Source organism: Caballeronia sp. LZ024, from assembly GCF_031451455.1.
GTDB lineage: Bacteria > Pseudomonadota > Gammaproteobacteria > Burkholderiales > Burkholderiaceae > Caballeronia > Caballeronia telluris.
Genome location: NZ_JARUXL010000003.1, coordinates 127,760 through 139,920, shown reverse-complemented (window position 1 = coordinate 139,920; position 12,161 = coordinate 127,760). Strand labels below are relative to the sequence as shown.

10 protein-coding genes are annotated in these 12,161 nt (G+C 64.2%); 6 read left to right on the top strand and 4 right to left on the bottom strand.

Annotated elements, in window-relative coordinates; all coding sequences use genetic code 11:
- Positions 1-187 precede the first annotated feature (187 nt).
- From QCE48_RS18520 to QCE48_RS18495, 6 genes are all read left to right on the top strand, one after another.
- Positions 188-481, top strand: coding sequence for a DUF4148 domain-containing protein (locus QCE48_RS18520; protein WP_309784335.1), 294 nt, complete (start codon positions 188-190; stop codon positions 479-481).
- A 374-nt stretch (positions 482-855) separates the two neighbouring features.
- A complete protein-coding gene (locus tag QCE48_RS18515) occupies positions 856-4,041 on the top strand; it encodes an efflux RND transporter permease subunit (protein WP_309784334.1) in 3,186 nt (1,061 codons plus the stop codon).
- A gap of 24 nt (positions 4,042-4,065) precedes the next feature.
- The gene (locus tag QCE48_RS18510) at positions 4,066-5,289 is read left to right on the top strand and encodes an efflux RND transporter periplasmic adaptor subunit (RefSeq protein ID WP_309784333.1); all 1,224 of its coding nucleotides are present in this window, start codon (positions 4,066-4,068) and stop codon (positions 5,287-5,289) included.
- Positions 5,286-6,713 carry an efflux transporter outer membrane subunit gene (locus QCE48_RS18505; RefSeq protein ID WP_309784332.1) on the top strand — a complete coding sequence of 476 codons (1,428 nt, stop codon included), beginning with the start codon at positions 5,286-5,288 and terminating at the stop codon, positions 6,711-6,713. Before QCE48_RS18510 ends, QCE48_RS18505 begins: the two co-directional genes overlap by 4 nt.
- Positions 6,714-6,795: 82 nt before the next feature.
- Positions 6,796-7,509, top strand: coding sequence for a heavy metal response regulator transcription factor (locus QCE48_RS18500; protein ID WP_116564153.1), 714 nt, complete (start codon positions 6,796-6,798; stop codon positions 7,507-7,509).
- Positions 7,506-8,969 carry a heavy metal sensor histidine kinase gene (locus tag QCE48_RS18495; protein WP_309784331.1) on the top strand — a complete coding sequence of 488 codons (1,464 nt, stop codon included), beginning with the start codon at positions 7,506-7,508 and terminating at the stop codon, positions 8,967-8,969. Before QCE48_RS18500 ends, QCE48_RS18495 begins: the two co-directional genes overlap by 4 nt.
- Before the next feature lie 24 nt (positions 8,970-8,993).
- On the opposite strand, the gene QCE48_RS18490 is transcribed toward QCE48_RS18495, so the two are convergent.
- From QCE48_RS18490 to QCE48_RS18475, 4 genes are all read right to left on the bottom strand, one after another.
- On the bottom strand, positions 8,994-9,515 hold the full coding sequence (locus QCE48_RS18490; RefSeq protein WP_309784330.1) for a hypothetical protein: 522 nt from the start codon (positions 9,513-9,515) through the stop codon (positions 8,994-8,996).
- A gap of 139 nt (positions 9,516-9,654) precedes the next feature.
- On the bottom strand, positions 9,655-10,611 hold the full coding sequence (locus QCE48_RS18485) for a hypothetical protein (RefSeq protein ID WP_309784329.1): 957 nt from the start codon (positions 10,609-10,611) through the stop codon (positions 9,655-9,657).
- Between the two features lie 167 nt (positions 10,612-10,778).
- Positions 10,779-11,129, bottom strand: a complete 351-nt coding sequence (locus QCE48_RS18480; RefSeq protein WP_309784328.1) for a hypothetical protein — start codon at positions 11,127-11,129, stop codon at positions 10,779-10,781.
- A 112-nt stretch (positions 11,130-11,241) separates the two neighbouring features.
- Positions 11,242-11,589: a hypothetical protein gene (locus tag QCE48_RS18475; RefSeq protein ID WP_309784327.1), complete on the bottom strand. Its 348-nt coding sequence runs from the start codon at positions 11,587-11,589 to the stop codon at positions 11,242-11,244.
- Between the last annotated feature and the right edge of the window lie 572 nt (positions 11,590-12,161).

The following is a 12,161-nucleotide window of genomic DNA, read 5'->3' as shown; positions in this document are numbered from 1 at the left end:
CCTTACGTGAACCCATCGCGCCGATCGAATCGTAGGCGGCGCGTTTTCTTTCGTCTCACTTAAGTGACCGCTGCGCCATCTCGACGCCAGCATCTCGTCACGACATGCGCCATACACTTGGGCCTCGTGGTCGTTCGCGTCCATCCATCGCGCAACGCGCACGTCTTTTCATCCCGAGGAGTCCATCATGAAGACATTGATCCGCGTCGCAGCCGTTGTTCTGGCCGTTTCGCCGTTAGTCACGTATGCCCAGTCGGAGCAGCCCCTGACGCGCGCGCAGGTCCGCGCAGAACTCGTGCAACTGGAAAAGGCCGGCTACGATCCCGCGTTGAGGGACCCGTACTATCCGAACAACCTCCAGGCCGCCGAAGCCAAAGTGCAGGCAGGCGACATGAACGCCAAGCCCGGCATGACGAGCTACGGCCCTTCGGTGGAAGGCACCTCGGGTTCGGGTACGGCGACGCCCACCAACTCGCAGTAAGCGTCTTTTTTCCCTTCGACGCATGAGTAGCGCACGCTTCGAGCCGATGCACGATCCCGGACAGTCACGACCGGACCCTTGCGCGCTTGAAGATTAACGGGCGCTGCTCACTGCATCGACGTTCGCATGAACGTCGCGACGCGCGCCTAGCCGCTGCCGTTATCGCCGTCTGACCGTTCTGCCATTTTCGCGTCATGTCGGCGTTGGCACCGGCCTTCTAACATAGAGGCTGGTTCGCGCAAGACCCGATCGGGCGCGTCTCTCTAACGATCGCGCGCCATGCGCCGGCCGTCCCCGTCTATCACCGTCCGGCAGGGCGCCTTTGCGCGCCTAGCCGTCGATCCCTTCTTGCCGGATGGCTCGAGCACGCATCAATGTGGATAGTCAACGTTGCGCTGAAGCGGCCCTACACGTTCATCGTGATGGCTATCATGATCCTGCTGGCGACGCCCTTCGTCTTGCTGACGACGCCGGTCGACGTGCTTCCGGACATCGACATTCCCGTGGTCAGCATCATCTGGAACTACACGGGGCTTTCGGCGGAGGACATGGCGAACCGCATCACGTCGGTGAACGAGCGCAGCCTCACGACGACCGTCAACGACATCGAGCACATCGAGTCGCAGTCGCTGCCCGGCATCGCGATCATCAAGCTGTTCCTGCAACCGACCGCGAACATCCAGACCGCCATCGCGCAGACGGTAGCCGTCGAACAGGCGCAGCTTCGGCAGATGCCGCCGGGCGCGACGCCGCCGCTCGTCATCAGTTATTCGGCGTCGAGCATTCCGGTGATCCAGCTCGGGCTGTCGAGCCCGAAGCTCTCCGAGCAGGACCTCAACGACACGGCGCTCAACTTCCTGCGCCCGCAGCTCGTCACGATTCCGGGCGCGGCCGTGCCTTATCCTTATGGCGGTAAGACGCGCCTCATCTCGGTCGATCTGGATACGCGCGCGCTGCTCGCCAAGGGCCTCACGCCCTCCGACGTGGTGAGCGCGGTGAACGCGCAGAACCTGATCCTGCCGACCGGCACGGCGAAGATCGGCCCGAAGGAATACACGATCAACATGAACGGTTCGCCCGCGACCGTCGCTGGCCTGAACGACATTCCGGTGCGCACGCTCAACGGCGCGACGACCTATCTGCGCGAGGTCGCCCACGTGCGCGACGGCTTCTCGCCGCAGACCAACATCGTCCGGCAGAACGGCCAGCGCGGCGTGCTGATCTCGATCCTGAAGAACGGCAGCGCATCGACGCTATCGATTGTCAACACGCTGCATGACCTGTTGCCCGGCGCACGCGCGGCCTTGCCGCCCGACCTTTCGATCACCGCGCTCTTCGACCAGTCCGTGTTCGTCAAGGCCGCCGTGCAGGGCGTGGTGCGCGAAGCGCTGATTGCCGCCGCCCTCACGGCCGCGATGATCCTGCTCTTTCTCGGCAACTGGCGCAGCACCTGCATCATCGCGATCTCCATTCCGCTTTCCATTCTTTCCTCGCTGCTCGCGCTGCATGCGCTCGGGCAGACCATCAACATCATGACGCTCGGCGGCCTCGCGCTCGCGGTCGGCATTCTCGTGGACGACGCGACGGTGACCATCGAGAACATCGAGCGGCACTTGCATCTCGGCACCGATCTTCACGAAGCGATTCTCGAAGGCGCGGGCGAGATCGCGGTGCCGGCGCTCGTCTCGACGCTTTGCATCTGCATCGTCTTCGTGCCGATGTTCTTCTTGACGGGCGTCGCGAAGTTCCTGTTCGTGCCGCTCGCGGAAGCCGTGGTGTTCGCGATGCTCGCCTCTTACGTGCTCTCGCGCACGCTTGTGCCCACGCTCGCGATGCTGCTGATGGGCCACGCGCACAAGCCGAAGGCGAACGCCCGACCCGGCCTCTTCACGCGCCTGTACAAGCGTTTCGATCGCGGCTTCGAGCGCATGCGCGGTGCGTACATCGTCATTCTGAGCAGCCTGCTCGTGCGTCGCCGCGTCTTCGCGAGTCTCTTTCTCGGCTTCTGCGTGCTCTCGGCGGGGCTTGTCTTCCTGCTTGGCGAAGACTTCTTCCCGAGCGTCGATGCAGGCGACATCCGCATGCACCTGCGCGCGCCGACCGGCACACGCATCGAGGAAACCGCGCGTCTCGCCGACGAAGTGGAAAAGGTCGTGCGCCAGATCGTTCCGCCGACCCAACTCTCGACGATCCTCGACAACCTCGGTCTGCCCTATAGCGGCATCAATCTGTCGTACAGCAACGCGGGCACGATCGGCACGCTCGACGGCGAGATACAGGTGGCGCTGACTCCGGATCACGAGCCGACCGAAAGCTACATCGACAAGCTGCGCGAAGTGCTGCCGCAACGCTTTCCGGGCGTGGACTTCTTCTTCCAGCCTGCCGACATCGTCACGCAGATTCTGAACTTCGGCCTGCCCGCGGCCGTCGACGTGCAGATCTCCGGCGCCAACCAGCAAGCGAACTTTCAGGTGGCGAGCAAGCTGATGAAGCAAGTGCGCATGATCCCCGGCACCGTCGATACACATATCCAGCAAAAGCTCGACGAGCCTGCCATCAATCTGCAAATGGACCGCACGCGTCTTCAGCAGCTCAACCTGAGCGCGAGCAACGTCGCGCAGAACGTGCTCATCTCGCTCTCCGGCAGCTCGCAAACCTCGCCCGGCTTCTGGTTCAACAGCAGGAACGGCGTCGAATACAACCTCGCGGTGCAGACGCCGCAGTATCAGGTGTCGTCGATCGACGAACTGCTGCGCACGCCGGTCTCCGCCAGCGTCAACGGTCCCACGCAACTGCTCGGCAACCTCGTGCGCCTCAGTCCGCAGAACCAGTTCGCGGTAGTCACGCACTACAACATCAAGCCCGTGATCGATCTGTTCGTGAGCGTCGAAGGGCGCGATCTCGGCAGCGTGGCGCGGCAGGTCGACCGTCTCGTCGACGACGCGCGCCGTGCGCTGCCGCGCGGCAGCCAGATCGTCGTGCGCGGACAGGTGCAGACGATGCGCAGTTCCTTTTTCGGGCTCGGGATCGGAGTGGCGATGGCGATCGTGCTCGTCTATCTGTTGATCGTCGTGAACTTCCAGTCGTGGATCGATCCGCTCATCATCGTGAGCGCATTGCCCGCCGCGCTCGCCGGGATCATCTGGATGCTCTTCCTCACCGGCACGCATCTCTCGGTGCCCGCGCTGACGGGCGCGATCATGACGATGGGTGTTGCGACCGCCAACAGCATCCTGATGGTCGCGTTCGCGCGTCAGCGGCTGACCGCCGGCGCGCCGCCGCTCACTGCCGCGCTCGAAGCCGGCGCGAGCCGCATCCGGCCCGTGCTGATGACCGCGTTCGCGATGATCATCGGCATGATCCCGATGGCGCTCGGTCCCGGCGAAGGCGCGGAACAGAACGCGCCGCTTGGCCGCGCCGTGATCGGCGGGCTGCTCTTCGCCACGGTTTCCACTTTGTTCTTCGTGCCTGTGATCTTCGCGAGCATCCATAGCCGGCTTGCGCGCCGTGAAGCGGCCCACCATGCCGACGATGCCGATGCACACAAGAATCAGGCATGAAACGCCACCCTGCGACGGACTGACATGACCGAAAAAACCCATGCTTCGCTTGCGATTCCCGCGCGCGACCCCGATGAAGGCCATGCGCTGCCGCCTCGCAACGTCGAGTGGCGGCGCGCGAAAATCGCGCTTCTGATCGTGCTCGCGCTGCTCGCGCTCGGCGCAGTGCGCACGGTCGTCGTGGACATGATGCATAGCCGCTCGGTTGCCGCGACGACGCAGCAGAATGCGAAGCAGTTCGTCAACGTGGTGACGCCAACGCAAACCGACAACGGCGGCGAAACGCTCTTGCCCGGCACGCTGCGCGGCTTTGTCGAGTCGCCGATCTATGCGCGCGCGACAGGCTATCTGCTGCACTGGTATGTCGATATCGGTGCGCGCGTGAAGCAGGGACAACTGCTCGCGGACCTCGATACGCCCGAGATCGATCAGGAACTCGCGCAGGCCGTCGCGCAACGTGACCAGACGAGTTCGAGCCTCGGCCTCGCGAAGAGCTCGCTTGAACGCTGGCAGCAGTTGCGCCAGCGCGACGCCGTCTCGCAGCAGGAACTCGACGAACGCCAGAGCACGTTCAACCAGGACGTCGCCAATCTCGCGGCAGCCGATGCAAACGTGCGGCGTCTGCGTCAGCTGGAATCGTTCAAGCGGATCGTCGCTCCCTTCGCGGGCGTGGTGACGCAGCGCAACGTCGATGTCGGCGATCTGATCGATGCGGGCAGCGGCGCGAGCCGCGCGCTCTTCGCGCTGGCGCAGTCGGACCCGCTGCGCGTCTATGTTCAGCTTCCGCAAGCGTATGCGCAGAACGTGAGCGTGGGCCAGCAGGTCGTCGTGACGCAGGCGGAATTGCCGGGCCAGCCATTTCACGGCACGCTCACCCACATCTCGGGCGCAATCGACGTGCCGACGCGTTCGCTGCAGGTCGAAGTCACCTTGCCCAATCCCGATGGCCGCCTGCGTCCCGGCGCTTACGTTCAGGTCGCGTTGCCGGCGGCCGTCCACGCGCGGCTGCTCGTGCCCGGCAACGCGCTCCTGTTTCGCGCGGAAGGCCCGCGACTTGCGATCGTCGATGCGAACGGCGAGGTGCATCTGCGCAAGATCGACATTGCGCAGGACCTCGGGCAGTCGCTTGAAATCGAGAGCGGCATCGAGCCGACCGACAAGGTCATCGTCAACCCGAGCGATTCGATCGCGGATGGCGATCACGTGCTGATCGCGTCGCCCCGGCAGAAAGGCGAGAAGGCATCATGAAGCGCACCTGTGCGGCGCTCGGCGCGCTGCTGCTTTCGGCTTGCACGCTCGGCCCCGACTACAAGGCGCCGCAGGCCGACGCCCCGCCGGCCTGGAAGACCGATTCATACTGGCGACTCGCCGAACCATCGCATGCGCCGCTCGCGCCCGACTGGTGGCTCGCGTTCGACGATCCGCAACTCGCCGGGCTGGAAACGCAGGCGCTCGCGCAGAACCAGACGCTCGTCGCTGCGAGCGCCCACTACGCGCAAGCGAGAGCCACGCTCGCGAACACGGCCGCACAGCGTCTTCCGGAGATCGATCTGTCGGCGCAGGCTTCGCGCGCGCGCATTTCCCGCAACCGGCCGGTCAACAACTACGCCTTGCCAAACAGCTCGACCGTGCAGAACGATCTGCGCTTAAGCCCGACCATCGACTACGACACCGACCTGTTCGGCCGCATCCGGCGTCAGGTGGAAGGCGCGGCGGCCTCGGCGCAACAGTCCGCCGACGATCTCGCGAACGCACGCCTCGTGCTGACCACCGATCTCGCGACCGACTACTTTTCGATGCGCGAACTCGATGCGGAAATCGACGTGCTCGACCGCTCGGTCGTGTTGCAGCAGAAGGCGCTCGACTATGTGAAGGCGCAGCATGATCTCGGCGCGGTGTCGGGGCTCGACGTCTTGCAGCAGCAGTCGCTCCTCGATACGACGCGCGTTCAGGCGCGCCTGCTGCACACGCAGCGCGCACAGTTCGAGCATGCGATCGCGGCGCTCGTCGGCGTGCCCGCGCCGCAGTTCGCGATCGCGCCGAAAGTCGTCGCGAGCGAGGCGCCGGCCATTCCGCTCGGCTTGCCGAGCGATGTGCTGCAACGCCGTCCCGACATCGCGTCCGCCGAACGTACGATGGCGGCTGCGAATGCGCAGATCGGCGTCGCCAAGGCCGCGTTCTTCCCGAGCCTCACGCTCAACGGCAACATCGGCTGGGAAAGCACGCAGTTCGCGAACCTGCTCTCCGCGCCGAGCCTCTTGTGGACGCTTGGCACAATGGCAAGCCAGGTGATCTTCGACGGCGGACGGCGCGCAGCAAACGTCGATTTCGCCAACGAAGGCTACAAGGCCGCCGAGGCGAATTATCGTCAGACGGTCCTCACTGCCTTTGAACAGGTGCAGGACGGCATCGTCGGACTGTCGGTGCTCGATAGTGCCGCGAAGGAGTCGCAGGCAGCCGTCAGCGATGCGCAGCGGCTGTTGTCGCTCGCGAACGATCGCTATTCCGGCGGCCTCGTCGCGTTTCTCGATGTGATCACCGCGCAGCAGTCGCTGCTCACGAGCGAGCGGCAGGACGTCCAGATTCGCGGCCAGCAGATGACGCTATCGGTTTCGCTCGTCAAAGCGCTGGGCGGCGGATGGCAGACGTCGAGCGAGGAGGCATCGCGATGAAAGCAGGCAAGCATGCGCGCCTTAAGGCTCGTATAGTAGTCGTCGATACAACGCAGATGCGCACGCACACAAAGAGGCCGGCATGAAAGTCCTGATCGTGGAAGACGAACACAAGGTGGTGGACTACCTGCGCTCGGGCCTGACCGAGCAAGGCTGGGTCGTCGATATCGCGCTCGACGGCGAGGAAGGCACGCATCTCGCCACCGAATACGATTACGACGTGATCGTGCTCGATGTCATGCTGCCCAAGCGCGACGGCTTCGCCGTGCTCAAAGCGCTGCGCACGCAGAAATCGACGCCCGTCATCATGCTGACCGCGCGCGACCACATCAACGACCGCGTGCGCGGACTGCGCGAAGGCGCCGACGACTATCTCACGAAGCCCTTCTCCTTTCTCGAACTGGTCGAGCGCCTGCACGCGCTCGCGCGACGCACGCGCGCGCAGGAATCCACGCTCATTTCCGTCGGCGACCTGTACGTGGACCTGATCGGCCGCCGCGCGACCCGCGACGGCGTCAGGCTCGATCTCACCGCGAAGGAATTCCAGTTGCTCTCGGTGCTCGCGCGCCGTCACGGAGACATCCTCTCGAAGACGGCGATCACCGAACTCGTCTGGGAAGTCGACTTCGAGAGCCATACGAATGTCGTGGAAACCGCGATCAAGCGGTTGCGCGCGAAACTCGACGGCCCGTTCCGCACGAAGCTGCTGCATACCGTGCGCGGCATGGGCTATGTGCTGGAAGTGCGCGAGGTACGCGAAATGCGCGAAGCGCGCGAGGACCCGAGGCCATCATGAAACGCTCGATCTCCCGGCGCCTTGCCGCGATGTTCGCGGTCGTGGCGCTGTTCGTGTTCACGCTGGTCGGCACCGGCCTCTTTCTCGTGTTGCGTTCGCAACTGGAGAATCATCTGCGCGAATCGCTCGACACGCGCGCCGAGATCGCACGCCTGATCGTGCTGCATGCGTCGACGCCCGAGAAGTGGAAGATGGCAAAGGAAAAACTCGCCGACATCACGCCGCGCGACAGCTCCACGCTCTTCGCCGCATCGAGCCAGGACTCGCGCTTCACCTACGGCACGCCGCTCACGGGCAGCATCCGCAAGCAGATTCCGGGCGGCTACGTGCGGCTTCGTCCGAACGGGCGCGCCTATGACATGCTCACCACCGCAGTGACGATACCCGCCAATGGCGAGCGGCCGCCGTTGCAACTTCAGGTCGCCATCGACTGCTCGCCGAACGTGCGCACGATGCGCGTATTCGGCTTCGCGCTCGCGGCGCTGACCGCGCTCGGCACCGTCACCGTGCTGCTGCTCAGTTACTCCGTCGCGAAGATCGGGCTCGCGCCGCTTACGCGGCTCACGAAAGACGCATCGAACGTGCGACCCAACAACCGCTCGCAGCGCCTGAACGCACGCTCGCTACCCTACGAACTGGAAGACCTCGCGAAGTCGTTCAATGGCGCGCTCGAACGACTCGACAGCGCCTACGCGCGGCTCGAATCGTTCAACGCGGACGTCGCGCACGAATTGCGCACGCCGGTCACGATCCTCATCGGGCAAACCGAAGTTGCCTTGACGCGCGACCGCTCCATCGCCGAATTGCGTCACACGCTGCAATCGAATCTGGAAGAGTTCGAGCGCGTGCGCGCCATCATCAACGACATGCTGTTCCTCGCGCGCGCGGATCAGGGCGAGCGAGCCACGGGACTCGTCGAGGTATCGCTTGCCGCAGAGGTCACGCGCACGCTCGAATTCCTCGAGATTCCGCTAGAAGAAGCACAGGTGCGCGCCGCGTTAAAGGGCGATGCGCGCGCGTTGATCAATACGTCGTTGTTCGGGAGAGCCCTCAGCAACCTCGTCATGAACGCCATCCAGTATTGCGCACCGGGCGCGACCATTTCGGTTTCGATCGCGCGCGAACCCGGACGCATCAGCATCGCCGTCGCTAATCCGGGCGAACCGATCGAGCCTTCGATGCTCGATCACCTCTTCGACCGCTTCTATCGCGCGGAGAGTTCGCGGACCAACAGCCGCGAGAATCATGGGCTGGGTCTCGCGATCGTGAAGGCCGTCGCGGAGATGCATCGCGGCACGGTGTCCGCCACGAGCGCGCACGGCATCAACACGTTCGCATTCTCGGTGGCGCGCTTCGGCGCCGAAGAGCGGCCCCCGGGACCGTCGCCCGCATCGCCCTCGCAAGCGGCTTCGACGAACGCAAGCGCGGGTGCTGGCATGCGCCAGCGTTCGGTCGGATGAGTCGCTTGCGCGATCCTCGATGACTCATTCGCAAAGGTATTCGTCGGAGGCGTTCTTCGCCGATGCGTCCTTGAACTGGCTGTACTGGCGATAGGTCTTTCCGTTGACTGTGACGCTATGGACCGATTGCGTTTGTGCCGCGTCCTTGCGATGCGCATCGACGTTCGCGTTCCACGCTGAGATGTTCGTCACGGCATTGCCCTGCGCCGCGTGATAGCCCCACTTCGACGTGAGCGTGTTCATGTCGATCTGGCGCGGCGTCCATCCGACGATGGCCGGTCCGTTCACGACCGGCGACAACTCGACCGCGACGATCTGCGTGCCACGGCGCGCAACGAGCAGGCACTTGCCGCCCTCGGCGGTTCGCAATGGAACGGCGCCGCTGAACGACAGCAGCGTGAGCGGCGGCGCGTTGGGCATCGGCTGCGCGCCGGCCGGATTCGCCGCCCACGTCGCCGACGTGACCGCGCCCGTGGATACGGTCTGCGCGCTCACACTTGCCGCTGCGAGCGTCGAAAGCAGCATGAGCATCGGACGACTCTTCATACGGTGCCTCGAATGGAAAACAAGGGTTGGCTTTTCCGGTCCATCAACAACGGCCAACCCTAAATGGGAGAAGGCGCCACCCGCTATCCTTTCTCCCCGGCGCAAGTTGCCATTGCACCTTTGATTGCACATCGGCGTATTACTTGACAAGCGACACTTCAATCTTGTTGCTGTCGATCGGCATGGCCTTCTTCGCGTCAGGCGCGGCCTGCGTCTTCATCGACACCGCCGGTTCGTTGGCAGCCGTCATCGGCAGGCCGAGGCGCGCGCGGATCAGCGGATCGCGATACTTCTCGTCGTCTGAAAGCACCGCGCCTACGCCCGACTTCGCGAGCGGCACGGTCGTGCCCGGACACAGATGGCCTGTCGCTTCCACGGCGCGGCGGTTCGCATCGCTTTGGCACAGGAGCGCGAGAGCCACGTCGGTGAGACCCATCGCGCGGAATTCACGCGCATCGAGGCGTCGCACGCAGGCCTGATCGACCATCGTCGTGCCGCCGGTCGCACCGAAACCCGTCACGGAGATGCCGAAACTCGCCGATCCCATGCAGGTGTCCGAGAGCGTCGTCGTGAGCGACGGCGCGGCGATCGCCGGCGTCGTGCGCACCGAGTACGAACTCTGGTTGTAGTCGACGGTGGCGCGCGTGTCATACGGGCTCGATCCGGGCGTCGTCGCGGCCTTGCTCGTGGCGTCGGTGCTGCCCGTCGTGCCTGCGGTACTCGTCGTGCCCGAGCCGTTCACGCCCGTCGTCGCGGCGACGTTCGACGTGCTGCTGGTCGTGCTGTTGGATGCGGTGAGCGAAGGCATGGTGAGCGAGATGTTCACGTTCGATGTGCCGCCAGTCGCGCTCGATCGGCCGCCCGATGCGTTGGCGCTGCCGATGCCGCCGATCGACGACGAGTTGGAATTGGTGGTGGCCGAGGACGTCGCGGACGTCCCGATGTTGTTCAGGCTCGATCCCCCGCCTTGCCCGACGCCGACCGACGACGAGCCTGAGGTGGAGCCCGATGTCGAATTGGCGGTCGTGTCTGCATGCGCGACATGGCCGACGCAAAACAGAACAGCGCATGCGATATGCAATGTGGTCTTGTTCATTGTAGTTCTCCGGAAAGAAAGGGGAACGTCACGCTCGTGCGATCCCTCGATACGGCTTGGAATTGTTATGGTTCTGCGTGCATGTTCAGCGGCGAGGCGCAGCGGCGGCCGTTGCATCGGCGCGCCGTCTGCCGCCTCGTTCCGGCAGCGCAGCGAAGCTGCGCGCTTTAGCGCCAGCCGCGTCCGAGCGAGCTCCAGGCGTTGGCTGCAGCGTCCGCACCCGATCCGCCCGTCGCCGACGACGTGCCGTGACCGAAGCCGCCTGCGTTCGACGTGTTGATGTGGCTCGTCGTGGCGTTGGTGCCGTTGCCGGTCACGCCAAAACCGTTGCCCGATACGGCTTGCGCGTTCGCGTTCGACATGCCGTAGTCGGTTGCGGTGAACGAACCGAAGCCCCTCACGGCCGCCGAGGTCTCGCCACCCGACGAGGACGTCGAAGTCGAATGCGTGGTCGTGCCGGCGAAGGCCGCGACCGAGAAGAGCGAGAACAATGCAGCAGCGATCATCGTGCGTTTCATGATTTGCATTCCTTATTAGACTAAAAGTTGTCTGTCTCTTATTGACTTACATCCCAACCGACTTCATCGTTCCGACCGGCTCATGACACGATCGACCAATCTGCCTCGCGGCTTAGCGCCAGCCGCCGCCCAGCTTGCTCCACGCATTTGCCGCGGCGTCGGCGCCCGAGGTGCCGCCCGCCTTCGCGCCGCCGAAGCCTACGCCGCCCGCCGACGTCGTGTTGATGTGGCCGGTCGTGGCATTGGTCGTGTTGCCCGTGTTCAGGTAGCCCGAACCAGCGGTTGCCGTGGCGTGACCGTTGGCGGCGCCTGCGTCGGTCGCGCTGAAGTGACCGAAGCCGACCACGCCGGCAGCGGTCGAGCCGCCCGACGTCGAGCTGGAGCTGGAGTTGGTGCCCGTTGCAAACGCAGCGACGGAGGCGAGGGAGAGAACGGATGCGACGATCAGATTGCGTTTCATGGTGTGTCTCCTTGGTTTGATGGCGCACGGTTATCCAGCTACATCGACGCCGATATGTAGCAGGTACAGCGGAATGCGTTGGACCACGTCGGGGCGTGCGGGCGCCATCGACCGAACTCATTAGTTATCTTTAACGATGCTCGGGGCGACCTATCACGGCCGATAAACGTGCTGCGCGTCAGCGACGCGCGGATGCTATGTGGGGGTCTGGAAAGTTGGCGCAAGCAGCGAGGCGAAACCCTGCATCGACGATCGATGCGCTGCGCGCGTGCATGGCGGCGAGGCCTGCGGTGCGCTTACTGTTCTGTGTGTTCTTCATCACTATCCCCGTAGCATCTGGTGCCGATGCTTTCAAGTAGGTTCGCTGTTTTCGCGTTGTTCCTACGTTTTGGGTGACTGTACGGAAGACGGCCCGTGTGATGCGTTAGGCATCCAACACTAATCCTCACATCTGATTTCTGAGCGTAAGGATGCGTTCGGGAACGCTCATTCGTGGTGCACGAAGAGGCCGGGAGCCGCTGAAAACAAGGGTTTCGCTGATGCGGCGTGGTTGTGCGACCGCTTTTCGCGGT